Source organism: Streptomyces sp. NPDC088810 (assembly GCF_044750305.1).
GTDB lineage: Bacteria > Actinomycetota > Actinomycetes > Streptomycetales > Streptomycetaceae > Streptomyces.
In genome coordinates this window covers 1,428,781-1,454,386 of the sequence record NZ_JBIVJQ010000001.1, presented here as the reverse complement: position 1 = coordinate 1,454,386, position 25,606 = coordinate 1,428,781, and the positions used below count along the sequence as shown (strand labels likewise).

At 70.9% G+C, this 25,606-nt stretch carries 16 protein-coding genes; 5 read left to right on the top strand and 11 right to left on the bottom strand.

Annotated elements, in window-relative coordinates:
* Window positions 1-2 precede the first annotated feature (2 nt).
* The 3 genes from ACIP4Y_RS06640 to ACIP4Y_RS06630 are packed head-to-tail and all read right to left on the bottom strand — an operon-like array spanning window position 3 to window position 12,654.
* Window positions 3-4,421 (bottom strand): Eco57I restriction-modification methylase domain-containing protein, encoded by a 4,419-nt coding sequence (locus ACIP4Y_RS06640; protein ID WP_401388519.1) that lies wholly within the window; start codon window positions 4,419-4,421, stop codon window positions 3-5.
* On the bottom strand, window positions 4,418-7,417 hold the full coding sequence (locus ACIP4Y_RS06635) for a helicase-related protein (RefSeq protein WP_401388516.1): 3,000 nt from the start codon (window positions 7,415-7,417) through the stop codon (window positions 4,418-4,420). Before ACIP4Y_RS06635 ends, ACIP4Y_RS06640 begins: the two co-directional genes overlap by 4 nt.
* Window positions 7,414-12,654 carry a DEAD/DEAH box helicase gene (locus tag ACIP4Y_RS06630; RefSeq protein WP_401388513.1) on the bottom strand — a complete coding sequence of 1,747 codons (5,241 nt, stop codon included), beginning with the start codon at window positions 12,652-12,654 and terminating at the stop codon, window positions 7,414-7,416. Before ACIP4Y_RS06630 ends, ACIP4Y_RS06635 begins: the two co-directional genes overlap by 4 nt.
* 279 nt (window positions 12,655-12,933) lie before the next feature.
* On the opposite strand from ACIP4Y_RS06630, the gene ACIP4Y_RS06625 reads away from it, so the two are divergent.
* The 3 genes from ACIP4Y_RS06625 (at window position 12,934) to tyrS (ending at window position 17,183) form a co-directional block, all read left to right on the top strand.
* Window positions 12,934-14,457, top strand: coding sequence for a TldD/PmbA family protein (locus ACIP4Y_RS06625; protein ID WP_401388510.1), 1,524 nt, complete (start codon window positions 12,934-12,936; stop codon window positions 14,455-14,457).
* Window positions 14,454-15,848 carry a metallopeptidase TldD-related protein gene (locus ACIP4Y_RS06620; RefSeq protein ID WP_401388507.1) on the top strand — a complete coding sequence of 465 codons (1,395 nt, stop codon included), beginning with the start codon at window positions 14,454-14,456 and terminating at the stop codon, window positions 15,846-15,848. Before ACIP4Y_RS06625 ends, ACIP4Y_RS06620 begins: the two co-directional genes overlap by 4 nt.
* A 66-nt stretch (window positions 15,849-15,914) precedes the next feature.
* The gene (gene tyrS, locus ACIP4Y_RS06615) at window positions 15,915-17,183 is read left to right on the top strand and encodes a tyrosine--tRNA ligase (RefSeq protein ID WP_401388505.1); all 1,269 of its coding nucleotides are present in this window, start codon (window positions 15,915-15,917) and stop codon (window positions 17,181-17,183) included.
* A 70-nt stretch (window positions 17,184-17,253) separates the two neighbouring features.
* Here the strand turns inward: tyrS and ACIP4Y_RS06610 are convergent, their stop codons facing one another.
* Window positions 17,254-17,535 carry a GlsB/YeaQ/YmgE family stress response membrane protein gene (locus tag ACIP4Y_RS06610; RefSeq protein ID WP_401388502.1) on the bottom strand — a complete coding sequence of 94 codons (282 nt, stop codon included), beginning with the start codon at window positions 17,533-17,535 and terminating at the stop codon, window positions 17,254-17,256.
* Window positions 17,536-17,776: 241 nt separating this feature from the next.
* Between ACIP4Y_RS06610 and ACIP4Y_RS06605 the strand changes: the two genes are divergently transcribed.
* On the top strand, window positions 17,777-18,229 hold the full coding sequence (locus tag ACIP4Y_RS06605) for a DUF3099 domain-containing protein (RefSeq protein ID WP_401388499.1): 453 nt from the start codon (window positions 17,777-17,779) through the stop codon (window positions 18,227-18,229).
* Between the two features lie 228 nt (window positions 18,230-18,457).
* On the top strand, window positions 18,458-18,682 hold the full coding sequence (locus tag ACIP4Y_RS06600) for a hypothetical protein (protein WP_401388496.1): 225 nt from the start codon (window positions 18,458-18,460) through the stop codon (window positions 18,680-18,682).
* Window positions 18,683-18,685: 3 nt separating this feature from the next.
* On the opposite strand, the gene ACIP4Y_RS06595 is transcribed toward ACIP4Y_RS06600, so the two are convergent.
* The 7 genes from ACIP4Y_RS06595 to ACIP4Y_RS06565 form a co-directional block, all read right to left on the bottom strand.
* Window positions 18,686-19,678 (bottom strand): beta-ketoacyl-ACP synthase III, encoded by a 993-nt coding sequence (locus ACIP4Y_RS06595; protein WP_401388494.1) that lies wholly within the window; start codon window positions 19,676-19,678, stop codon window positions 18,686-18,688.
* Between the two features lie 256 nt (window positions 19,679-19,934).
* On the bottom strand, window positions 19,935-21,152 hold the full coding sequence (locus ACIP4Y_RS06590; RefSeq protein WP_401388491.1) for a beta-ketoacyl-[acyl-carrier-protein] synthase family protein: 1,218 nt from the start codon (window positions 21,150-21,152) through the stop codon (window positions 19,935-19,937).
* The gene (locus tag ACIP4Y_RS06585; protein ID WP_358648154.1) at window positions 21,149-21,403 is read right to left on the bottom strand and encodes a phosphopantetheine-binding protein; all 255 of its coding nucleotides are present in this window, start codon (window positions 21,401-21,403) and stop codon (window positions 21,149-21,151) included. The genes ACIP4Y_RS06590 and ACIP4Y_RS06585 overlap by 4 nt, the downstream gene beginning before the upstream one ends.
* Window positions 21,404-21,476: 73 nt before the next feature.
* Window positions 21,477-22,520: a TauD/TfdA family dioxygenase gene (locus tag ACIP4Y_RS06580; RefSeq protein ID WP_401388488.1), complete on the bottom strand. Its 1,044-nt coding sequence runs from the start codon at window positions 22,518-22,520 to the stop codon at window positions 21,477-21,479.
* Window positions 22,517-23,515 carry a ThiF family adenylyltransferase gene (locus tag ACIP4Y_RS06575; RefSeq protein WP_401388485.1) on the bottom strand — a complete coding sequence of 333 codons (999 nt, stop codon included), beginning with the start codon at window positions 23,513-23,515 and terminating at the stop codon, window positions 22,517-22,519. The genes ACIP4Y_RS06580 and ACIP4Y_RS06575 overlap by 4 nt, the downstream gene beginning before the upstream one ends.
* Window positions 23,512-24,396: a hypothetical protein gene (locus tag ACIP4Y_RS06570; RefSeq protein WP_401388482.1), complete on the bottom strand. Its 885-nt coding sequence runs from the start codon at window positions 24,394-24,396 to the stop codon at window positions 23,512-23,514. Before ACIP4Y_RS06570 ends, ACIP4Y_RS06575 begins: the two co-directional genes overlap by 4 nt.
* The gene (locus ACIP4Y_RS06565) at window positions 24,393-25,604 is read right to left on the bottom strand and encodes an acyl-CoA dehydrogenase family protein (RefSeq protein WP_401388479.1); all 1,212 of its coding nucleotides are present in this window, start codon (window positions 25,602-25,604) and stop codon (window positions 24,393-24,395) included. The genes ACIP4Y_RS06570 and ACIP4Y_RS06565 overlap by 4 nt, the downstream gene beginning before the upstream one ends.
* Between the last annotated feature and the right edge of the window lie 2 nt (window positions 25,605-25,606).

The window sequence follows — 25,606 nt, the reverse complement described above, 5'->3', positions numbered from 1 at the left end:
GCCTACTCCTCTTCGTCCTCACCGAACAGGTTGAGCAGGTCGAGCTGTATGTCGCCGCCCTGCACCTCGTCCAGGTCGAACAGTCCTCCGCCCAGTTGGTCGGGCACGGACTTACCCCGGCGCTTCTTCTTCGCCACCGGTACCGCTGGGCTCTTTGGGGGGCCGCCGACCGGGACGACACGGGTGAGCGGGCTCGTGCCCGGCGGATGGCGCGGGCCCTGCGCGGGGGGCGGGGTGAGGTCGGGGTGCGTGAAGGGTTGCCCCTCGGCCATCGCCTCATAGACACGGACGATCTCGTTCTTGGTGTCCTCGAACACGGCGGGCTGCTTGTTCTTGAAAGCCCGGAAGCTGTCCATAACAAGGTCCACGTCCGCCCGCTCAATGCCGTACAGGTGGAAGTAGGCGGCGTCCAGCTCCGCACGCATCAGGAAACGGCGCCGACCGTCCCAGACAAACGGTGGGCCGTCATCGCCGAGGTACTTGGCCCACGGTGCCATCTCGTAGGACGTGTAGGTGAGTTCGAGGACTCGGGGACGGATCCAGTCGGCCAGTGGGGCGCCGTCGGTCCATGGGGCGGAGACGTCGTAGGCGGCGGGAGGCAGGACGGGGAGCTGCTCCAGTACGAAGTACACCAGGGATGCACCGGCGTACTTCTGCTTGGCTGCGAAGTCCAGCGCTCTGCTGCTGAGGTTGGCCAACAGCAGCTCCGGCCCTTGGGCGGGGAACATCAACGGGAACTTGTGGCCCACCGCTGTCCTCGGCAGCACCGACGCAATCACCGTGCGCTCGTCCGATGCCCTGCAGACGTCACGCCACCCCATCAACCAGTCATGCGTCCAAGCCTTGCGCTGCTTGGCAAGGTCCTCGGCGAGGCTGTCCTCGACCTCACTCTCGGCAACCCAGTGTCGAGGCAGAGGCAAAGCCGACGGGTCCTTATGAGCGTCGGTGTCGAGCCGAGGAAGCGTGCCCTTGTTGATCTGGGCTTGGGACGCATTCTCGTATGTGGCGAAGCGGCTGTCGTAGTGGTGAAGCATCCGCCCCTCATACAGTGGCAGATAGCGAGTGGTGCCGTCCGTGAAGACCGTGCCCGAGGGTGAGCACTCGGCAGCAAGAACCTCCGACTTGCGGAAACTCTTGGTGTCCTCGCACATACGCATGAAAGGCGCCGCTCCCAGCCGCCACGGATCCGCCGGCCCACCGCTCACATGCCGCCTCAGCAGCGGCACCCGCTCATGCACCCCCTCCAACACCCGCAGATGCTCCGGGCTCTCACAAACCGGCGCTGTCCGCGTGTTTGGATTGATTCGCTTGAACCCTTCCTCGTCTAGCGTGAACTCCCGCACGTCCAGCTGATCCGGCCGCCGTGCCCGGAACGCGAGGCGCACGGCCGGGTAGCGCTCGCCGAGGTCGCGGCCCGCGATGGTGAACAAGCTGAACCGGTACTGGTTATGGACCGCTGGAAACAGCTTCTCCTCGTTCTCCATGTCCAGCACGGTCACCATCTGCCGCTTCTCCACCAGATCCGCGAAGAAGTCAGCAGTCGTCTTGTCCGTCGCGATCCCCGTCGGCAGCACCAGCCCGGCCATACCCTCCGGACCGATCAGCTGACGTGCCTTCTCCGCGAAGACCGCGTACGTGTTCACATCACCGAAGCCGGTCTTCGGGAACAGGCCCGACTTCCGGTACATGGTGACCTGGCCCTTGGACTCCCGCTGATCGAACTGGTACTCCGCGTACAGCCGGCGGTCGCCCTCGTTCGGCCGGCCCTCCTCGTCCACGCTCGTGGCCAGCGCCTCGATCATGCGGTCGCGGATGCTGGCCGTGCTCGCCGCGGCGATCTCCTCGTCCCGCGCCGCGAACCACTCCTTCTTCTGGATCTTGACCCGCTCCCAGGGCGGATTGCCCAGGACCGCGTCGAAGCCTCCCTGCCAGCCGGTCTCCGGGTTGACGTCCGTGGCGTCGCCGTCCTCCACTCGGAAGACGCGCGGGAACTCCAGGTGCCAGTGGAAGAACTGGTTGCGGCGGACGATGTCCCGCAGCATCGTCTCGGCCGCCTCCTCCTCCAGCGGCCGGTCCTCCTTGTCCTTCTCCACGGCCCGCAGCACGTTGTTGGTGATCGCCGTGGGCGCGCCCTTGTGCTTCGGCCAGAGGAAGGACGCGCACCAGACGTCCGCGACGCGCTTCATGTGCCGCAGTTCGGGCTGCTTCTCGAACTCGCGGTGGGCGCGCGCGTGCTGGCGCACCTCGGCGAGACTGTGGTCGCCGATCTTCGCGACCTTCTCCGCTTCCACCCGCACGGTCGCGGTGCTGGTCCGCACGCCCCTCTCGGCGAACGGGAGCTGCTCCGCGCCCTTTCGTTCCTGGTCGTTCTGCTGACGCAGTTTGGTGACGACCGACTGCTCGTCGCCCTCCAGCTTCTCGAAGGCACCATTCGGGATGCCCCGCTCCAGAACGGCCGGGGTGGCGCCCAGCAGGGCGTTCCCCGTCTTGATCCGGTCGTCGAGGTACGCAAGCGGCTCGCCCGGAGTCAGGGACTCCAGCCACAGCGACACCTTCGCCAGTTCGGCGGCGAGCGGGTTGATGTCGACGCCGTGGACGCAGTGCCGTACGACCTTGGCCATCGCCTCGCGGACCCGCTCCGGTGCCGGCTGGCTTTCACCATGCATCATCTGCGCGTACCGCAGGGCGATACGCCGGGCCGCGGCCACCAGGAAGTGGCCCGAGCCACAGGACGGATCCACGAAGTTGATCCGCAGGAGGTGGTCCGGGATACCCGACGCCGCATACCGCTCTATGACCGGGTCTAGGGCGTTGTCCAGCAGCTTCTCGATCAGAGACGACGGGGTGTAGTAGGAGCCCGTCAGCTTGCGCTTGTTGCCCGCGACGAGGTCCTTGAGTTCGAACAGCTCGTTCTCCGGCTCGCGCGCGGGAACGAGTTCCAGCAGGGACTCGTAGACGCTGCCCAGTTCCTCGGCGCCCAGGTGGCGGTAGTCGACCCTGGTCGTCCGGCCTTTGTCCTTGATGCGGGACAGCAGACGTACGGCTTCCAGCAGACGCTCGTTGGGGAGCTTCGCGGCGCGGAGGGGCTCGGAGCCGCCGGGCAGGCGGGTGGGCTGGGCCTGCGGATCGATCTCGTTGGGCTCGGGCAGGTAATACAGGCCGCCGAGTTCCGGAAGCGCCAGTGTCGGTTCGCCCCCATCCGTACCGAGGGCGTTGAGGACGCGGACCAGGCCCTGCCACAGGTCGGTGTGGTGGTCGCCCTTGCGGCGGGAGGCGATGCGACGCAGGCGGGCGGTGGAGAAGTAGAGGTTGTAGCGCTCGCGGGCCGCCTGGTTCGCCTTCACCTCTGCCTTGGTGGCCCTGCTGCCCGGGTGTACGAGCAGGGCGTCGCGGTCCTCGGCGACGAAGAGGAAGATCAGCTGGTAGGCGAGGCGCAGCAGTTCGTGGTGGAAGTCGTCCAGGGCGCGGCGGCCGCCGGTCGTGATCGCCTCGGCCAGGGCCGGGTTGTTCTGGAGGAAGCCGGTGCCGAGGATGTTCAGCGCCTTCGCGACCTGGTCGCGGAGCAGGTTGCGGGAGCGGATGCCGGTCTCGACGGCGAAGTCCCGCCACCACTCCAGGCGGCAGTCCGCCGGGGTGAGCTTGATGTCTTCGGGAGCGGTGTCCGCGGTCTCCTCGACCTCGGTTGCTTCCTCCGGCTCCTCTTCGGTCTCCTCGGTGGCGGCCGTAGCCCTGCGCTTCTTCTCCGGCTTGGGCACCAGCTCCAGGCGGGAGGCGTGCAGCAGCGCGTACATCAGCAGGAAGTCGGAGAAGTCGCCGCCGCCGAAGATCGCTTCGAGGTCGAACTCAACGTAGGCGGAACCGACAAGGGCCGTGGAGTCGCGCAGCAGGCGCAGGACGCGGCCGTTGGAGAGGATGCCCCACAGGTGGTCCGGGGAGGCGTTGAGCAGCTCCTGCATCATCGACTGGGGGACGCGGGAACTGCCCGCCGACCAGCGGTCGAGCGGGGTGGTCCAGCCGAGGAGGTGGACGGGGAGGTGGTCCTGCCACTGGTGGCTGACCTGATACGGCTCACGGCGGCCGGGCAGCCGGATGCCGCCGCGGCGGGCGGGGAGGCGGCCGTAGCCCAGTTCCTCCAGGAGGGTCAGCAGCCAGACGCGGGTCGCCTTGGTGGGGTCGGCCTTCCCGTCGAGTTCCTTCAGCTCCTCCTGGAGGGAGGTGTACGCGGCACGCAGCGCGTTCCACTTGCGGCTGGCGGCGTCCTCGATGCGTACGCCACGGCCAAGGCCGTAGTCGGCGGGGGCGCTGCCGGGCAGCTCGGGGTCACCGGCGCGGATCTTGCCGAGGAGGTCGGCGGAGAGCAGACCGCCCTCGACGCGGACGGCGGCGGAGGCGGGGAGGCGGTCGGGGGCGAGGGCGGTCACCGGTCTCCTCCGGAAGCGGGCTGCTGTGCGGCCGGGACACTGAGGTACACGTACACACCGAGGAGGTCCGGGGCGCCGGACGGCTGGACGTCGATGCGGCGTACGGCGGCGGCGCCACGCTCGCGGCCGCGCTGGCCGGCGGCCTCGCGGACCCGCTGGTGGGCCTCGCGCAGGCGGTCCGCGAGGAGCAGCCCGCGGGCGGCCAGGTGGTCGTGGATCTCGTCGTCGTCGAGTTCGGCGGCGGCCCGGGCGGCCTGCTGGTCGCGCAGCGCGGGCAGAGTGTTCAGGTCGGGGGTGGCGGTGAGCAGGGCAGCGGTCTCCTCGTCGGACAGCCAGGCGCGGCGGCCGTCGTCGCCGGTGCGCCAGGCGAGGACCTGGGCGTCGTCGGCGACCAGGACGCGCGGGTCGTCGCTCGCCTTGCGGCCGGGCAGGGTCAGGCGGAAGCGGTAGCGGGCGAGCAGCAGGACCGTGCGGCGGTCCACGGCGGCGGTGCGGATCACGCCGAGACGCCGTGCCGGGCGCTCCTCGGGCGGCAGGGTGGTGTCGACGGCCGCGTCGAGGAGGTAGCGGGCGAGGGCGCGCACGGCGGGATCGGTGCGGGACAGGGCGTGTTCGCCGCGGGCGACGGGGAGGTCCTCGCGGAAGACCAGGTCACGGGCCGCCGTCTTGGCGCGGCCCTTCGCCTGCGCCCTGGGTGCGCTGCCCGGCGCCGCAGTCTGATCGCCGTCTTCGTAGAAGCCGAGGGCGTGTTTGAGACCGGTGGGCAGCGGGTCGACGGGGGCCTTGAAGCCGCGGTCGCGGGCGTCACCGATCGGCTGGGCACCTAGTTGGGCCAGGGCCTCGCGGGCGAACGTGGCGATGTCGCCAGGATCGCCCAACGCCTGCCGGAGTGCGGTCAGTTCGGCCTCCACCTCCTCGGGGCGCAGGCCGGAGTGGGCGAACTTGGTGAGCACCTTCGACTCGCGTTCGGCGGCCGACTCCCACTCCTTGTGCAGGGCCTCGCGGGCCTGGCCGAAGTCGGGGTCGTTCTCGAAGTCGAGGGTGAGCTGGCCCTCGGGCTGCTTGCCGCGCAGCAGCAGCGCGCTGGCGAGGGCTTCGAGGACGCCCCGGCCCTGGTCGGGGACGAGGACGGCGACACCGGTCTGGTCGGCGATGTCCTTGTGCTTCTGGATGAGGACCTTCAGGACGAGGCCGTCGATGCCGGTGTCCGTGTCGTAGACGGTGATCTCGCGGACACGGCGGCGGGGCTGGCCGAACCGGTCGACGCGGCCCGCGCGCTGGAGGTGGCGGGTGGGGTTCCAGGACAGGTCGTAGTGGATGACGGCGCCGAAGTGCTCCTGGAGGTTGACACCCTCGGAGAGGCAGTCGGTGGCGACCAGGACGTGTCGGCCGCGCCGGGCGGTCAGCTCGTCGACGCGGGCCTGCCGGGCGTCGGGATGGAGGGTGCCGGTGACCGCCTCCACGCTTGCGCTGCGGCCCAGCTCCTCTTTGAGGTACTGGGCCACGTACTCGGCGGTGGGGATGTAGTGGCAGAAGACGATGGGGTCGTATCCGTCGACCAGCTGCCGTTTGACCCGGTCGACGAGGGTGCGCAGTTTGGCGTCCGTCTCAAGGCCGGCCAGGGCGTCCGCCCGTTCGGCGAAGTCGGCGAGTGCCTTGGCCTCACCCGTGCGTCCGCCGGCGGTGTTCTCCTCGTCGGGGAGCGATCCGGGCACCACGTCCATGCCCTCGGCGGTCTCATCGTCGGTGAGCTCGAACGCGGCGGCCCGGCCCAGCTTGTCCGCCTCGGCCGGGGTGCGGGTGGCGGCGATCAGGGAGCGGGTGCGCAGGGTCGCGGCGGCCGCGGCGGGTGAGGACAGCACGCAGCGCAGCAGGGTGAGCGCCGTCCACCAGGACATGCGCTGGTGGTGGTCGCCGCCGGGACCGCGCACCTGCTGGCGGGTGTAGGCGAGGATGTCGGCGACGAAGCGCGCGTAGTCGGGGTCGAGGCGGTAGAGGGCGTCCTGGGTGTCCCGGTCCTCGGGGAAGGGTGTTTCCTGCCCGACGTACCGCTTGATGTCGTGGCGCCGGCGCTGCACGAAGTGGCGGGCCAGTTTATCGCGGTCGGCGGACCGGGTGGTGTCCAGCGTGCGCAGGGAGGGGTCGAGGAGCCCGGTGAGTTTGGCGAAGGCCTGGGGGTCGCCGCTGTGCGGGGTGGCGGTGACCAGAATGAGGTGGCGGTCGCGCTCGGTGCGGTCGGCGAGCGCCGACAGCAGCTCGTACCGCTTCTGCTGCTCGTTGCCGCCCGTGCCGACACATGTGTGCGCCTCGTCGACGATGAGGATGTCGGGGCAGTGGCGGCGGAACGCGTCGCGGCGCTCGTCCTGCTTGATGAAGTCCGTGGAGACGACGGTGACCGGGTAGTGGTCGAAGATCGACCGGCCGGGGTCGTCGATCGCCTTCTGCAGTCGCGCGGCCGTGGACGGCAGGACCAGCTCCGGCTCCATGCCGAACTTGTCGCGCAGCTCGCGCTGCCACTGCTCCGCGAGCGAGGGCGAGCAGAGCACGGTCATGTTGCGGGCCGAGCCCTGCTCCATGAGCTCCTTGGCGATCAGCGCGGACTCGACGGTCTTGCCGATACCGACGTCGTCGCCGATGAGGAGCCGTACGGGGTCCATGCGCAGCGCCATCATCAGCGGCACCAGCTGGTACTGGCGGGGTTCGACGGCGACGGCGTTCAGGGACCGGAAGGGGCCGGCGCCGGCGGTCGAGGCGATGCGCAGGGCGGTGCGCAGCAAGGAAGCGGAGGCGAAGTCACCAGCCTCGCCGGGCACGGCCTCAGGGCGGCCGAAGCCCGGCTCGCAGACCTCGTCGGGGAAAAGGGCGGCGACGAACTCGCGGTCTCCGTCCAGGGGCTGGGCGAGGACCAGGTCCTCGGTGGTGCCCGGCAGGACGACCCAGTCGCGGTCCCTGGCGCGCACCAGGGTGCCGGGCACGCGGCCGGTCGTGGTGCTCATCGGTCGCCTCCCCTGTGGTCGCGGCCGATGCCGAAGACGTCCGGGTATGCGCGCACGGTGTCCTTCCAGTCGGGTTCGGCTCCGGCCCTGATCACCAGCCAGCCGTCGTCCATCATGCGGTACTCGTCCTGCTCTCCGAGCCGTTGGGCGCCGTCGTACTCCAGGAAGACGGCGACCTCCGCGCCGGGGAGGTGGTAGACCGCGTCCGCGATGTCGGTGGCGGTCTCATCGGGGACCCTGTGTCCGCCGTCCGCGAGAAGGCGTACGAACGCCTCGACGGGGGTGTCGGGAGCCGAGTCCCTGCGCGGGACGGGTGCCTTCGAGGGTTCCGGACGGGACTCGTCCCCGGTGCGGGACCGGGCGAGCGCCACCAACCACGGCGCGGCGCGGTGCCGGTCGATACGCCGGTGGAAGCCCTGGTTGGAGTAGGACAGCAGGCAGTCGTAGCAGCCCAGTTCGCAGCGTTCAGGTGCGCCCTCCGCCCGGTCGAGGTCCTTGCCATCCTCGTCGTAGTGGATGATCCGCAAAGCCTCCTGCGCCACCAGTTTGAGCGCGTTCTGGTCGTCGTACAGTCGGCGCAGTACGCCCGCGCCACCCTCGGCGCTCTCGACGAACAGGGTCCGGCCGCGTCGCTCGGCGTCCGGCAGGTCCTCGCTCTCGAGCTCGGAGTCCTCCAGCTGGAAGTGTGCCTCGATGCCGCGCTCCAGGGCGTAGCGGAGGGAGATTGCGGTGATGTCGTCGACCGGCTCGGCCAGTCTCAGGACGGCGATGTTTTTGGTGTCCTGGGCATAGGGGATGACCTGAAGGGTGCGCTGCGCCCGGTCGAAGGACGCCAGGGACTCCTCCTCCGTGGATTCCTCCTGGGCCATGCGGGCGGCCTTGCCTTCCGAAAGCCACTTACCGGTGACCGGGTCCAGCCAGAAGCCCTGGCCCGAACGGTCCTTGGCGTCCCGTTTGCGGTAGCCGAGGTTCAGGACGCGGACGTTGGCGGAGTCCCCGTAGGCGACCTCTGCCAGGAGATCTCCGTCCGCGCCGCGCACCTGGGCCTCGTACACGCCGCCCGGTGCGTACCGGTAGACCGTCCGCAGGTGGAAGCCGCGCTTGAGTCGTTCCTCCTCGTCGGAGGAGATGCGCCGGCGCGGCTCCGCGTGCACCTGCGTGAGCTGCATCAGCTTCGGCAGAGTGCGGTGGAGCGGGACAGCACAGTTCTCACAGCGGTCGGCGCCCTCGACCCGGTCGTGCCAGTAGCCACAGGCCTCGCACAACCTGATGTCGCTGGTGGCCACCTGTCCGGGGCGGTCGCCCATGGGAACCGTTACGCGGTCGATGGTGTAGCGGTTGCCCTCGTGGTAGATCAGCGCGCCGGGCCCGAACTCGCCGATCGCAATGAAGCGGGGCCGCTGGATATAGGCGCCGTTGCGCTGACCGTACATGCCGGACGAACGCTCTCCGGGCACGTACGCCGCCAGCGGCAGCCGGGGGAAGGAGTAGCCGGGCAGGAATCCCTCGGAGGCGAAGTACCGGTAGGTGTAGAAGTCGCTGTACGACTCGCTGTCGGCCTCGTTACGCAACAGCTTCAGCTGGTTCTCGGCCTCGGCGCGCCGGCCGGCGGCGATGTCGCGGTCCCTCCGACTGAGGGACAGGTCATTGGCCCGGCGGTGCTGCTGTTCGACCTCGGTACGTGCGGTGCGGTAGAGGCGGCGCCAGCGTTCGCACGCGGCGTCGAGGCTGCCCAGCGCCTGGCGGACCGTGCGCTCCACCCAGCCGTCGTGCCACCAGGAGGCGTCGGCCAATTCTTTTTCACGGAGCGGTGCGAGCACCTCGGTGGCCCGGCCGATGGCGCGGAGCCGAGCGGTCTCGCTGTCCAGGTCGTTCCGCACCCGTGGCAGGAGGTTCAGCGGCCACCGCCCGTCCGGGGCCACGGTCTCGGCGTCGAGCACGTCCGTGAGCCGGCTGCCGAGGTGCACACCCGTCTCGGCGAGCCAGATCGAGTGGACGTGGGAGCGGATCAGCTCCTCGTTGGCGAGGTCGAGGCGGGGCGGGGTGACGCTGCCGGACACCATGAGACCGGGACGGCGGAAGTAGTACTGGTCGTGGGGTGATCCGGTCGAGCAGTACGTGGTGACGAGCGCGGGCCTGCCCCCGCGGCCCGCGCGCCCGGAACGCTGTGCGTAGTTGGCCGGGGTCGGCGGAACGTTGCGCATGCCGACCGCGTTCAGCTCGTCGATGTCGACGCCCAGCTCCATCGTCGGGGAGCAGTAAAGGATTTCCAGGTCACCGTCCCGGAACGCATCCTCCCGGAGGCGGCGAACCGTGGAGTCGACCTGCGCGGTGTGCTCGTGCGCCCGTATGCCGGTGAGTCCCGCGGACCCGGCACGGTACAGGTCGCGGAAGTACGGGTTGACGCGGACGTCGGCCTCCGCGTCGGTCACCTTGCGCACCGGGTCGGGCTCGGGCTTCGTACCGTCGCCCGGGAGCCAGCGCAAGGCGGAGGCACGCAGCTGGTGGCCGTAGGAGCCGTCGCGCTCCTCCTGGACTACAGCGAGCAGCCCGCACTCGCGCAGCACGCGCATCAGGTCCCTGATGACGGCGTCGGCGTCGGCGACGGAGATGCGCTTGCCGGCCTGGCCCGGCAGGGCGGAGAACTGGCCGATACGACGGAGGTAACGGCCGTACGCGCCGCGACCGCTGAGGTACACCGCGTCGGACGCGGTGCCGGTCCGGCCGGGGCCCGCGTAGGCTCGGCGCTCACGGACCCGGGGCTCGCGTGAAGTGATGGCCCAGGGAGCGACCAGATGTGTCTCGCTGATCCTGCCGAGCCGGTCGAAGCCTTCCTGGGTGAGGCAGTCCACCTCCACCGCGAGGGAGCGCCGCAGTTCGTCGAGGATGTGGCGGCACAGCTGTTCACGGTGGGCGGCCGTGTCGCCGGTGAGGAGGGGATGGCAGCCTTCCCAGGAAGCGGTGTCGGCCGCGATCTCGGCGAGGGACGTGTAGTCGAAGCGCAGCAGGCCGGTCTGGGAGAGGTTGGGCATGGTGACACGCCAGCCGCGTTCCAGGTCTGCGTAGACGCGGTACGCGAGCACGTCGCGCAGTGCCGACTGGGCGAGGTCGCGCTGGTGGAAGCGGGCGGTCGGCACCTTGGCGTAGGTGTCCAGCGGGAGGGACAGAGCGTCGAACACGGCCTGGGGCAGCCCGTCGTGCGTGAGTCCCTGCTCCCCCACCGCCGCCAGGGCCCGGTACAGGGCCCCGCGCACCTGGCTGACCAAGGCGAAGTCGTTGAAATGGCCGGCCTGGAGGCTGGCGTCCTGACGGTTGTCGACGAAGGTCAGGAGTTTGCGGGCCTTCTTCGTCAGGTCGGACTGCTCGCGCAGAGAACGTACGACTCGGGAGCTGATGAGCGAGACGGCGGAACTGCGGCCCTCCGCGGAGAAAGTGCCCAGCTTGGCGAGATCCTTGAGCCGCAGTTGCTCGTACGAGGTGCGGCAGTGCAGGCAGAAACGGAACGGGGCGGCGATCCACCACGCACGCAGCCCGGTGCCAGGCTCGGTGAGACGGCCGTCAGCGCCGATCCACACCTCCTGCGGGAGGTCCCCGGACCGGGCCTTGAGGACCGCGGACTGGCCGTCTTCGTCCGTCTCGACCCAGCTGGCCGGAAGTCGCTGGAACACGGCTTCCTTGTCGTCCGCGTCCGGCCAGGGGCGGTCGTCGCTGACGTAGAGGAAGCCGTCACCGTCGGCGGCTGGGGCGTCCGGGTCCTCCCGTGCCTCGAACACCCTGCCCTCGTGCTCGGCGGGACGGGTGACCACCAGGTACTCCTTGCCACAGTCACGGCAGAAGTGGAGGGGGACGAGTGGCTTGTCACGGTGGTCGGGGACGCGGATCTGGTATTGGCTGGTGAGGTGGCGGACGCCGGGAGACTCGAAGCTTGTGTAGACGGTGTCGCCCTTGGACAGGAACTGGTGGAGCCGAAAGGCGAACAGAGGCCTTTCCAGCTCCGGGTGCCTGACCTTCGCTCCGACGTGCAGCACGTTCTCGATGGCTCGGTGACAGTCCTCGGCGGGCTCACCGCTGGCCTCGGCGAGCAGGGCGGCGGCCTGCGGGATGGTGAGCGGAGGGCGGCGGACGAGTCGGCCGCTGGGCTCCTCGACGGCCAGGCCCACGGTGTCCTCGACCCAGACGGCGAGGGGGTCGCGGCTCAGGGCCGCGTACTCGGCAGGAAGCTCGTGGGGCGTGGCGGCCGCGCGGCGCACGGCGTCGGCGAGCGGCTCACGGGGATGGACTCCGGGCACGGCGTCGGCACCGGGATCGGTCGAGCGCTCCAGGGTTTCACCGATGACACGGTCCGGGCGGATCTTCGTGCCGAATAGACGTGAGGCTACGCCGGCGATCTCCTCCCGGGCCTCGGCGAACGTGACGCCCGTGGCCATTGTGGCAGATGTGCCGATGCACTGGAGGTCCGGTGCTTCGCACGCGTCCCGCAGCCGGCGGACGAGCAGGGCCACATCGGCGCCCTGACGCCCCCGGTAGGTGTGCAGCTCGTCGAGGGCCAGGAAGCGCAGTCCGCGGGCGGCGCCGATCAGTTCCCGGCGCTCGTCGGGGCGGGTGAGGAGATACTCCAGCATCACATAGTTGGTGAGAAGGATGTCCGGCTTCTTCCGCAGGACCTGGAGTTTCTGCTCGGCGTCCTCCTGGCCGGTGTACCGCGCGAAGGTCACCTTGCGGCGGTCGTCCGGGATGCCCCAGGTGAGGTACTTCTCCAGCTCGTGAAGCTGGCTGTTGGCCAGCGCGTTCATGGGGTAGACGATGATCGCCGAGATGCCGTCGGGATTCGGGTCCTGCAGCACATGGTGGACGATCGGCACGATGTAGGTCAGGCTCTTACCCGAGCCGGTGCCCGTGGTGAGCACGTATGAGTCCCCGCGGTCGGCGGCGACGATGGCCTCACGCTGGTGCTCGTGCAGAGAGAGGGTGCGGCTGCCCGGGTCGTTCGGATGTTTCTTGTGCCGGAAGTACTCCCTGCACATCGGGTGAAGCAGGCCGTCGTCGCACATGGCCGCCACGGTTCCGCCGCTGCGGAAGGTCGGGTTCAGGGCCAGCTTGGGGTCGGGCCAGCGAGTCTTGCGCTCGCGCTCGTCGGCCAGATGACGCTCGATGGCCTGGTCCCGCACGGCGACGAGGGCGCTGGTGAACGCCTTGTACTCGGCGATGAGGTCGTGATGGACACCGAAGACGTCCATGAGCCGGCCGGTCCCCCTTGAGTTCTGTACCACTGCTTGCCCGCATGCTCCGTCCCCTGGAGCCGCCCGTCGGCCGGAGGACGTACCACGCAACCAAGCCACCTTACTGCCCAGCCGGACCACCTTTGCCAGGGCTTTCACACACGGTGCGGCTCAGAACTTCACCCCCTCTGTCCCGGCCGAAAAGCGCGCGTATTTTTTCCCGGGAGTGTGAGCAGCGATACATGATTCACTTCCTGCAAAGGCCACCACAGCCAAGCGCCCGAAGGGATCCCACCGGTGCCCCACGAAGTTGATCATTCATTCCTGGCGCTCCCTCTGCGCGCCCTCGCCGACGCTGCGCTCGCACGCGCGCGTGCGCTGGGCGCCGAGCACGCGGACTTCCGGTTCGAGCGGGTGCGCAGCGCCGCCTGGCGGCTGCGGGACGGCAAGCCCGCCGGATCCTCGGACACCACCGACCTCGGGTACGCGGTCCGGGTGGTGCACGGCGGTACGTGGGGTTTCGCCTCCGGGGTGGATCTGACCATGGACGCCGCCGCCCGGGTCGCCTCGCAGGCGGTGGCGATGGCCAGGCTGTCCGCGCAGGTGATCAAGGCCGCCGGGTCCGAGGAGCAGGTGGAGCTGGCCGACGAGCCGGTGCACGCCGACAGGACGTGGGTGTCCTCGTACGAGATCGACCCGTTCTCGGTGCCGGACGAGGAGAAGTCCGCCCTGCTCGCGGAGTGGAGCAACCGGCTGCTGGCCGCGAACGGCATCGACCATGTGGACGCCTCGCTGCTCACCGTCCACGAGAACAAGTTCTACGCCGACACGGCCGGGACCGTGACGACCCAGCAGCGGGTGCGGCTGCATCCGCAGCTGACGGCGGTGTCGGTCGACGAGTCCAGCGGCGAGTTCGACTCGATGCGCACCCTCGCCCCGCCGGTGGGCCGCGGCTGGGAGTACCTGACCGGGACCGGCTGGGACTGGGACGGCGAGCTGGAGCGGATCCCGGAGCTGCTCGCCGAGAAGATGCGGGCGCCGAGCGTCGAGCCGGGCCTGTACGACCTGGTGATCGACCCGTCCAACCTGTGGCTGACCATCCACGAGTCCATCGGCCACGCCACCGAGCTGGACCGCGCCCTCGGCTACGAGGCGGCCTACGCGGGCACCTCCTTCGCCACCTTCGACCAGCTGGGCAAGCTGCGGTACGGCTCCGAGCTGATGAACGTCACCGGCGACCGCACCGCCGAGCACGGCCTCGCCACCATCGGGTACGACGACGAGGGCGTCGAGGCGCAGTCCTGGGACCTGGTGAAGGACGGCACGCTGGTCGGCTACCAGCTGGACCGGCGGATCGCCCGGCTGACCGGGTTCGAGCGGTCCAACGGGTGCGCGTACGCCGACTCGCCGGCGCATGTGCCGGTGCAGCGGATGGCCAACGTGTCCCTGCGTCCGGATCCGGCCGGACTGTCGACGGAGGACCTGATCGGCGGCGTCGACCGAGGCATCTATGTCGTCGGCGACCGTTCGTGGTCGATTGACATGCAAAGGTACAATTTTCAATTCACCGGCCAGCGCTTCTTCCGGATCGAGAACGGGCGGATCACCGGGCAGCTGAAGGACGTCGCCTACCAGGCCACGACCACGGACTTCTGGGGCTCCATGGCCGCCGTCGGCGGACCGCAGACGTACGTACTCGGCGGTGCCTTCAACTGCGGCAAGGCCCAGCCGGGCCAGGTGGCCGCCGTGTCGCACGGGTGCCCGTCCGCCCTCTTCAGGGGCGTCAACATCCTCAACACCACGCAGGAGGCCGGTCGATGAGCGCCCGTACCCACAAGCCGTACGAGGTCGTCGAGCAGGCGCTCGCGCTGTCCCGCGCCGACGGCTGCGTCGTCATCGCCGACGAGCACTCCACCGCCAACCTGCGCTGGGCGGGCAACGCGCTCACCACCAACGGCGTGACCCGGGGCCGTACGCTCACCGTGATCGCGACCGTGGACGGCGCGCAGGGCACCGCCTCCGGTGTGGTGTCCCGGTCCGCGGTCACCGCGGACGAGCTGGAGCCGCTGGTGCGGGCCGCCGAGGCCGCCGCGCGCGGCGCCGGGCCCGCCGAGGACGCGCAGCCGCTGGTCGGCGGGGTGCCGGACTCCCCCGACTTCACGGACGCGCCCGCCGAGACCTCCTCCGCCGTGTTCGCCGACTTCGCCCCGGCCCTCGGCGAGGCCTTCGCACGCGCGCGTGCGGGCGGCCGGGAGCTGTACGGTTTCGCCAACCACGAGCTGGTGTCGACGTACCTGGGGACGTCCACCGGGCTGCGCCTCCGGCACGACCAGCCCACCGGCACGCTGGAGCTGAACGCCAAGTCGCCGGACCGCACCCGCTCGGCGTGGACCGGCCGGTCCACCCGGGACTTCAAGGACGTCGACCCTGGCGCGCTCGACGCCGAGCTGGCCGTACGGCTCGGCTGGGCGGAGCGGCGGGTGGAGCTGCCCGCGGGCCGCTACGAGACGCTGCTGCCGCCCACCGCCGTGGCGGACCTGCTGATCTACCAGCTGTGGTCGGCGTCGGGCCGGGACGCGGCCGAGGGCCGGACGGTGTTCTCCAGTCCCGGCGGCGGCACCCGGGTCGGCGAGCGGCTGAGCGAGCTGCCGCTGACCCTGCGCAGCGACCCGAACGAGCCCGGTCTGGAGTGCCCGCCCTTCGTCGTCGCCCACTCCTCCGGCGGCGACCAGTCGGTGTTCGACAACGGGCTGCCGACCCACGCCACCGAGTGGATCGACCAGGGCGTGCTCAAGCACCTGACCACCACCCGGCACAGCGCGGGCCTGACCGGGCTGCCGGTCGCCCCGGTGCTCGGCAACCTGATCCTGGACGGCGGGGACGACCGCTCCCTGGCGGAGATGGTCGCGGGCACCGAGCGCGGGCTGCTGCTGACCTGCCTGTGGTACATCCGCGAGGTCGACCCGGCGACGCTGCTGCTGACGGGCCTGACCCGGGACGGCGTCTATCTCGTGGAGAACGGCGAGGTGACCGGGGAGGTGAACAATTTCCGGTTCAACGAGTCGCCGGTGAACCTGCTGGGCCGGGCCACGGAGGCCGGACGGACGGAGAAGACGCTGCCGCGCGAGTGGAGCGACTGGTTCACCCGGGCCGCGATGCCCGCGCTGCGCATCCCCGATTTCAACATGAGCTCTGTCAGTCAGGGCGTATAACCTCGTAGGCGTTCGTGGTCGGGTGTCACCCGGCTGCCCGAAGATCACCAAGGAGACACGAGAACCGTGACGGACATCGTCGACGAGCTGAAGTGGCGGGGGCTCATCGCCCTCTCCACGGACGAGGACGCACTGCGCAAGGCGTTCGCGGACGGCCCCGTCACGTTCTATTGCGGCTTCGACCCGACCGCGCCCAGTCTGCACCTCGGCAACCTGGTGCAGATCCTGACGATGCGCCGCATCCAGGAGGCGGGAAACCGTCCGCTGGCGCTGGTCGGCGGCGCCACGGGTCTCATCGGCGACCCGAAGCCCACGGCCGAGCGCACGCTGAACGCGCCGGAGGTCGTGGCCGGCTGGGTGGAGCGGCTGCGCGCGCAGATCGAGCCGCTGCTCCACTTCGACGGGCCGAACGCCGCGGTGATGGTCAACAACCTGGACTGGACCCAGGGCCTGTCGGCCATCGAGTTCCTGCGGGACATCGGCAAGCACTTCCGGGTCAACAAGATGATCGCCAAGGAGGCCGTCTCCCGGCGGCTCAACTCCGACGCGGGCATCAGCTACACCGAGTTCAGCTACCAGATCCTGCAGGGCATGGACTTCCTGGAGCTGTACCGGCGGCACGGCTGCACGCTGCAGACCGGCGGCAGCGACCAGTGGGGCAACCTCACCTCGGGCACGGACCTGATCCACCGGGTCGAGCCGGAGGCCGTGGTGCACGCGCTGGGCACCCCGCTGATCACCAAGGCGGACGGCACCAAGTTCGGCAAGACCGAGTCCGGCACGGTGTGGCTGGACCCCGAGATGACCACGCCGTACGCGTTCTACCAGTTCTGGGTCAACGCGGACGACCGGGACGTCTCCAAGTTCCTGCGCATCTTCAGCTTCCGGTCCCGTGAGGAGATCGAGGAGCTGGAGCGGCAGACGCAGGAGCGTCCGCAGGCCCGGGCGGCGCAGCGGGCGCTGGCCGAGGAGCTGACGACGCTGGTGCACGGCGCCGACCAGACGGCCGCGGTGGTCGCCGCCTCCCGTGCCCTGTTCGGGCAGGGCGAGCTGGCTGACCTGGACGAGCGGACGCTGGCGGCGGCGCTGGCCGAGGTGCCGAACGTCCGGGTCACCGAGCTGGCTCCGGTGGTGGACCTGTTCGCCGAGGTCGGGCTCGTCGCCAGCAAGTCCGCTGCGCGGCGGACCGTGAAGGAGGGCGGGGCGTACGTGAACAACGTGAAGGTGGTGGGCGAGGACGCCGTGCCGGCCGCCGGGGATCTGATTCACGGGCGGTGGCTGGTGCTGCGGCGCGGGAAGAAGAATCTGGCTGCCGTGGAGGTCACGGGCGCCTGAGCGTCGTAGGGGCGTGGGGTGGCCGGCGACTGCCTTGTGACGGGTCGTCCGGGGCCCCGCGCCCCGCAGGTCAGGCCCGCTGGTGCTTCCTCTTGCCCAGCGTCGCCATGTACAGGGCGTCCACCGCCGCGACGATGACGATCGCGGCCACGAGCTGGAAGATGTGCCGGCTCCAGTCGATGCCCGGCGTCGCCTCCACGCCGACCGCGCGGGCGACCGCGTTGCCCACGATGGCGCCCAGCATGCCGCAGATGGTGGTCAGCCACAGGGGGCTGTGCTGCTTGCCCGGAATGACCGCCTTGGCGATAAGGCCCAGCACGAATCCCACGATGATCGCCCACAACCAGCCCATGGCTGCCTCCTCGTACGGCTCGACGTGAGCATTACGGCCAGTGTGGTCGGCTGCGCCGTACGGCGCATGTCGGGTTGCCCCGTACGCGGCAGGGCCGGAGTCGTCGCAGGCAGGGGGGCGACCCGGTCTCGTGGCCGGCAGGGGCGCGGCGTACCGTGGGAGGTGTCCCGCTCCGGTTCCCCGCCGGGTGTGGACGAGGGTGCGGGCCGGGGAGTCCGATGCGGGCGGATGGTGGAATGTGATGCGGAAACAGCACGGCGGGAACGTCCAGGTGTTCCGGATCACCGGTGCCCGGACCGGACTCGCCGAGGATGTCCGGGGCCGGCAGCGGCGCTATGTGATCTCGATGTCGATCCGTACGGTGTCGGTGATCCTCGCGGCCTCGCTGTGGAACGTCGAGCGGCACGTCGCGATCGTCGCGCTGGTGCTCGGTGCGGTTCTCCCCTATATCGCCGTGGTGGTCGCCAACGCGGGCCGGGAGCGGCCGCCGTCCCTTCCGTCGACGTTCGTCACCACGCCGATGCGGCCGATGATCGCGCCGTCCGGGGCCGAGGAGGAAAGCGACACCGCGCGGGAGTCCGTGCGCGAGTCCGAACGAAAGTCCGCACCGCGTCCCGAACCGCAGCCCGCGCCGGAGGACGTGCCGCCGGGCCCCTCGGCCGGAGTTCGTGGTGAGCGCCCCGACCCGCTCTGAGCACGCTGAGCGCCCGGTGGAAGCGGAACGCGACCCTACGGCAAGCTCAAGAAAGGCTCAGATCAATCCTGCTGTTCCGGTGCCGGGCGATGGGGTAGCCGTGACATACTGCGTACGCGCTCCGCATCCCCCGTCGGAGCGATGGACCGACGCCGGGCAGCTCCCCCCGTGGCTGCCCGGCGTCGCCGTTTTCACGCACCTTCACGAGACGAACCCGAGACGAAACCCGTGAGTGACGAGACCCCGATCTGCTCCGCCAAGGGCTGCCGTGCCGCCGCCGTGTGGGTGCTGGCGTGGAACAACCCGAAGATCCACACGCCGGAGCGGCGCAAGACGTGGCTGGCCTGCGAGGAACACCGCGAGCATCTGTCGCAGTTCCTCGGGGTGCGCGGGTTCCTGAAGGACGTCGTGCTGCTGGCGGAGTGGCAGGCGACCGAGGACGCCCGCGGCTGACGGCTACCCCGGCGAGCCGTGCACCGGCCGGGTGCCCGACCAGGTGAGGGCGGAGGAGCCCCAGGTCAGGCCGCCGCCGAAGGCGGTGAGGACCAGCCGGTCGCCGCGCTTGATGCGGTGCTGGTCCGCCGCCCAGGCCAGGGCCAGCGGAATGGACGCGGCGGCGGTGTTGCCCACGTCCTCGATGTTGGCGACCACCCGGTCCTCCGGCAGACCCAGCCGTTTGGCGACGGACCTCAGGATGCGGATGTTCGCCTGATGGCCGACGAACGCGTCGATGTCACCGGCCTGCCAGCCGACCGACTTGGCGACCCGCAGGGCCGAGTCGGTCATGGCGGGCACGGCCTGTACGTACACCTCGCGGCCCCGCATCCGCAGATACCGTTCGCCGCGCGGAACGGCGATCAGATGCCGGCCGTTGCCGTCGCTGCCGAGGTCGTGGTCGAGTACGGCCCCGGGGTCGGAGCGGCTGCCCTGTTCGAGGTGCACGGCGCCCGCGCCGTCGCCGAAGATGATGGCCGTGCCGCGGTCGCCGGGGTCGACGATCGTGGAGTACAGCTCCGCTCCGATCACCAGGGCGCTCCGGCAGGTTCCCGCGCTGATCATGGACGAGGCGACGGACAGCGCGTAGACGAAGCCGGAGCACACCGCGGCCAGGTCGAACGCGGCGGCCCCGGTGAGGCCCAGGGCGGAGGCGACGCGGGGTGCCGTGGCGGGACACGCCTGGTCGGGCGTGGTCGTGGCCACGACCACCAGGTCACAGGCGGTGCGCTCCGCGGACGTCAGCGCGGCCCGGGCCGCGGCCGTGGCGAGGTCGGACGTCGCGGTGCCCGGCGCGGCGATGCGGCGGCGGGCTATGCCGGTGCGTTCGTGGATCCAGGCGTGCGAGGTGTCGAGATGCCGGGCGAGGTCGTCATTGGTGACGATCCGGTCCGGCAGGCATGTCCCGAGGCCGGTGACGACGGCGCAGCGATCGTTCGGGGGCTGGGTTCTCATCGATGTCCTCACGGGTCGGCGGCGGGGTGGGCCTGCGGTCGCGGTCGTAGATCAGGCCGATGATTTCGGGCAGTGTGATGAAGGCGAACTCCTGGGCCGCCTGGGCGGGTTGGTTCATGGGGTGCTCCGGGGCCGTCCCTGCGGACGGGGCGGGGGGCGAGTCGCGTTCGCCCGGCCGGCCGGTACCGGACAGCGCACCGGCCGGGACCGGCCGGCCGAGCCGTGCCGCTCGTCGCCTGGGCGGGACGGCGGCGGATCAGACGCCCATCACCAGGGCGCAGTTGACGCCGCCGAATCCGAGGGAGTTGCTGACGGCGACCCGGGGCTGCTGGTGCCTCTCGCTGCCGAGGACCAGGTCCAGGCCCTCGAGTTCCGGGTCCACCGCCGGGGTGTGCGCGGTCGGGGGTACGACGCCGGTGGTCAGGGTGCGCAGGGTGAGCACGGCTTCGACGGCTCCGGCCGCGCCCAGGGAGTGCCCGAGGACACCCTTGTTGGCGGTGACGGACGGGCCGTGCGGGAACAGCTTCGTGATGAGCCGGGCCTCCATGCGGTCGTTGTGCGGCGTCGACGTGCCGTGGGCGTTGACGTGGTCGACGTCCCCCGGGGCGAGCCCGGCGTCCTCCAGCGCCGTGCGCAGTGCCGCCTCCGCCCCGGCGCCGTCGGGATGCGGCTGCACGGGATGGTGGGCGTCGGTCGTGAAGCCGTAGCCGAGGATCCTGCCGAGGTCGGGTGCCCCTCGGCGGCGCGCCGCGTCCTCCCGCTCCAGCACCACTGCCGCGGCCCCCTCGGAGAGGACGAAGCCGGAGCGGTCGGCGGCGAACGGACGTGAGGCGTCGGCGGCGAAGCTGTCCGACAGGGCGCCCATCGCGGCGAACCCGGCGGCGACGACGGGTACGACCCCTGCGTCGGTCCCGCAGGCGACGACGGTGTCGCATGTCCCGGCGCGGATCAGATCGCGGGCCACGCCGATGGCGACCGCCCCGGACGCGCAGGCCGCGACCACGGTGTGGCTCGGTCCGGTGATGTGGTGGCGGATGGCGAGCGTCCCGGCCGCCATGTTCATCAGGGACCGCGGGTGCAGGTAGGGGGAGACGGTGTCGGCTCCCCGCTCGTCCAGCCGGGTCTGGGCCGCGGTCATGGTGCCGACGCCGCCCAGCCCGCATCCCACGACGATGCCGACCCGGCGGCCGTCCCAGGTGCCGGGGTCCAGGCCGGACTCGGCGATCGCCTCGTCCACGGCGACGAGGGCATAGCGCATGAACGGGTCCAGGTGCGCGGTTCCCCTGCCGGGCAGGATGTCGGAGCCGAAGGCCGGCACGGACAGGCAGTGGCGTTCGGGGCGGTCGGCGGGCCGGGAGGCGGGACCGGTGAGGGTCCGGGCGTCGCGGACCGCCTTCCAGGTCTCGTCGACGCCGGCACCGGCCGGGGTGACCATGCCGGTGCCGGTGACGACGATCGCGGCGGAGGCGCTCATGCCGCCCGCTCGGCGCCCTGGGCCGCCACCACCAGGTCGGCCAGGCCGGAGACCGTCAGGGAACCCATGCTGGCCTCCTCGTCACCGAGGTCGGCTCCGGTCTCCTCCTTGATGCGCACGATGAGTTCGGCGATCGCCAGCGAGTCCAGGTCCAGCTCCGCCAGGGTGGCGTCGCCGGTCGCCTGGTCCGCGTCGACCTCCAGGTCCTCCACGAGGATCCGGGTGAGGGTCGCCTGCATTCCTTCGCTCACGGGATGGGTCCTTTCGTACGGCCAGCAGGGCTGGTGGGGCTTGCGGAGTGTGGGATGCGCGGGGTCCGGGTGCTCAGACGGATGCGACCGTCGGGGACAGCCGCGGGTCGCCGGCCGTGACCACCGGCCGGTGGCTGCGTCCGCCGGTGAGCCGGTCGTTGACGGGGCGCAGGTCGGCGAGGGCGAAGGACCGGCGCAGCCACCGGTCGTCGCCGTCGTAGCGCGGGGCGAAGCCGCTGCGGCCGTGGACCGCGTGCCGGTTGTCCACGACGATCAGGTCGCCGGGGCGCAGCACCAGGCCCTTGAGCGTGCCGAGCATGGCCCGTTCCAGCTGGTCCAGTGCGGCCTGTGCGCGGGGGGTCTGAGCGATCGTGCCGTGGAAGTCGACCCGCAGTTCGGGGCTCTCGGCGGGGCCGGTGAGCACCGGCATCGGGTCGGTCAGCACCTCGACCGACTCGTCGGGTACGAAGGAGGTGCTGAACCGGGTGCGGAACTCCGGCCGGCGCAGTGCCGCGACGGTGTCGGGGTCAAGGTGCGGCAGGATGTCCAGGATGCCGCTGGTGACCGTGGCCGCCACCCGGTCGTGGTCCTCGCGCAGGCAGATCAGGCTGAGGAAGTGCGGCGGGTTCGGGTGGAAGCCGTCCTCGGTGTGCAGTTCCAGGAGGACCGAGCCGCTGTTCTCCTGGCGTTCCTCGGCGCCGCGCTTCGGGCACACGTCCTGCACCAGGTGCCCGGACTTCTCGTCGCTGTAGGAGAAGGAGCGTCCCAGCACCGACATGACCATGAGCTGGCTGAGCGTGGCCACCGGCACCTCGGTCCAGGCCGGTTCCTTCTCCACCACGTCCGGGGTGGGCGGCAGGGTGCCCACCGGAAGGCCCGACAACAGCAGGGACCCGCTGGGGTTCCCTTCGTCCCGGAACGCGATCAGGGCCTTGCGGACCGCCGGGGGCAGGACCGACGCCGCGATCTCCACGGCGTGCAGCAGGTCCGTGTCGTGCAGCGAGCAGTCCGCGTACTCGTGGGCGATCCGCAGCGCCTCCCGTTCGATCTGCCGGGACTCCTCACCGTCGAGACCGATACCCGCCCCACGTATGTCCGTGTAGCGGAATTCCGTCATGCTGTTCTTCCCTCCCTGAGTGTGCTGGTGCTTCCCCGTGCCAGCCGGCGTGCGGCCCGGTAGACCGGCGCGGGAGCGAAGCCGTGGAAGGCCTGCTCGGCGGGCAGCCGGGCCAGGAACCGGACCCGTTCCAGCCGGCGGGCCAGGTCGTCGACGAGGCGGCGGCCGGGGGTCATCGCGATGTGGTGCACGTCCACCGCGACCGTGCGGGGCAGCTTCCGCCCGGCCACCAGTACGTTCACCATGTGCACGGCCAGCGAGCCGAACTGGGTGGCCGCCTCGGCCAGTTGCGGCACGCTGTAGTCCGGCCTGCGCAGCCCGGACCGCAGTTCGCGGTACATCTCCGCCGGGATGTACGCGCGCGGGGCGATACGGAAGATGACCTCCCAGGTGGCCAGGCGCTCCTCGTCGCCCGGCAGCAGCTCTCCGTCGAAGATCCTCCGGATCTGCCGGTAGTCGAAGACCTGGGCGGCGAGCATGCCTGCCATGTCCCACCCGGTCACCAGGGGTTTGCGCTGCCGGCAGGCCTCCTGGTGCAGGCGCACCTTCGCGGCCAGTCCGGTCGGCGTGGTGACGTCCACGCCGTCGACGATGACGTCGGCCTGCTCGACCAGTTTTTCGGCGTTGGCCCGGGTGACACCGTCCGGGACGACCTCGACGTCGACGTGCGGGTTGATGCCGCGCAGGGCGCGGGCACCGACCTCCGCCTTGTTGCGGCCCAGGTCGTCGACGGTGGCGTGCTGCCGGTTGAGGTTGTTCAGTTCGTACGTGCCCACGTCCGCGAGGACGAAGTGCTGGTATCCCGTGCGTCCGAGGGGCTGGACGGTGGCCCCGCCGATGGAGCCGCAGCCGGCCACCAGCAGGCGGGTGCGGCGGATCCGGGCCTGCAGGTCCGCGGGGATCAGCCCGCGGTTGCGCTGGGTCAGGCAGGCGTAGAACGTGTCCTCGTCCAGTTCCCGGGCCTGCTGCGGGCTGTCGACGTCCGGCGTGGTCATGCGGCTGCCTCCAGGTGCGCGGTGAGCCGGGCCCGCACCGATCCGGTCTCCCCCGACGTGAGCACCGACGTCAGGAAGTCCAGGGTGGGCCGCAGCCTGCAGTCGTCCGTCAGGATGAACGGGTACGAGCGCTCCCGCTGGTCCCACAGGGGCGCGAAGAGGTCCGACGGGTCGGGCGGGAGCGGGACGGTGTCCTCCAGGATCCGGGTGCGGAAGCCGAGCAGTCCGAGCTGGTGGATCGCCCCGGTCTTCTTGCCGTCGCCGACGATCGCCCCGCCCGGCTGCTCCAGCACCCCGAGGCAGGCGTGCGCCCAGGCCAGGTACACCCACCAGGGGACCGAGGCCGCGGCCGGGGACCGGGGCATGGCCCAGTCGCGGACCAGGCGCTTGCCCTCGCCGACCGCGGACGCGGGGGTTCCCGGGGTGAGGTGGTCGGCCAGGCGGATGCCGTAGTCCCGTTCGACGACGAAGGGGCGGTGGGCGGGGTCGTCCAGGCGGGTGCCGTCGGGGTCCCGGGAGACGGCGAGCGTTCCGTAGCCCCTGAGGCGACCGGTGTCCCGCTCCAGCACGAGGGTGTGGAAGTCCCGCCGGGCCTGCTCGTCGTGGGGCTCGTACCGCAGCTCCCGGGCCGCCACCGCCGCCGCGTCCACCCAGCCGCGCTGCAGGTACTGCACCAGGCGGAAGGTGTAGACGAGGTCCAGCAGTCGTTCCGGCAGCTGCCCGCCCCTGAGGGTCAGCACGAGCAGACCCTCGGGGCTGACGGCCCGGTAGACGGGGTCACCGGTCACCGCGGCCTCCACGTCCGGCAGCCGCAGTTCGGCGTACTCCCGCAGCAGCAGGTCCTTGTAGTCGTCCGCGGAGAGGGCGGAGGTGACGGTCACCGGACCCCCGGAACGTCGAACAGCTCGTCGGTGATGACGAGGGCGAGTGCCTCGGGGGTGCCCTCGTAGATCCGGGGGCCGTAGGCGTCGCGCAGGACGCGGTCCATGCCGTCGCCGCGCTGGAAGGCCTGGGCACCGATCAGCGCCATGGCCGCGTCGGCGTTGTCGATGGCGGCACGGTCGGCGACCAGCTTGGCGACCGCCGGTTCGTAGGCGGGCGTCGGCAGCACCTGGTCCGCCTTGGCCGCGGCGTCGAGGTAGAGCGCCCGCGAGGCGGAGACCCGGGCCGCCATGTCGGCGAGTTTGCGGGCGGACATCTGGTGCTCGTACAGCAGCCGGCCGCCCTGCCTGCGTTCCCCGCACCAGGCGACGGCCCGTTCCAGGGCGTGCCGGGCGATGCCGGTGGCGACGGCGGCGCAGCTGACGCGGGTCAGGTTGCCGACCGCCACGTTGAGGTCCCATCCGCCGCGCTCGTCGCCGATGACGTTCTCCTCGGGGACGCGGGCGTCGGTGAAGACCAGCTCGCCGGCGGGGGCGGTGCGGTAGCCGACCTTGTCGTGGATCTCGCCGCGCTGGACGCCGTCCTGCTCCAGTTCGGTGACGAAGCAGGTCAGGCCGGTGGAGCCGGGGTCGCCCTCGATGTTGGCCATGACGGTGGCGTAGGTCGCGACCGGGGCGTTGGTGATGTAGCGCTTGGTGCCGTTGAGGAGGTACTCGTTCCCGGAGCGGCGTGCGCTCGTCATGTCCTGGGCGTGGACGGCCTGTTGCGGCAGCACGAGGTCGGTGCCGTTGCGCTCCTCGGCCACCGCGTTGCAGGCGAGCACGGGTTCGTCGCCGAGGAAGGGCGACAGGTACTTCTCCTGCAGCCGGGCGTCGCCGCACACCAGCAGCGGGGTCTGGAAGAGTCCGGTGGCGCCGAAGATCAGGGCCATGCCGGGGTCGGCGGCGGCGAGTTCCTCCAGGACCATGGCCAGGGCGAGCTGGCTCAGTCCGAGGCCGCCGATCTCCCGGGGGAGCGCCATCCGCAGCAGCCCGATGGAGTGGCCCTCCCGGACGGTCGCCCAGTCGACCTGGCCCTTCTCGATGCCGTCCCGTTCGGCGGCGCCGGGTGCGACCACCTCGCGCGCGAATTCGGCCACCTTGCGCAGGGTTTCGGCTTCGTGGCTCTGGAGCTGGGGGTGGTCGGTGGGAGAGTGCGTGAACGTCATGG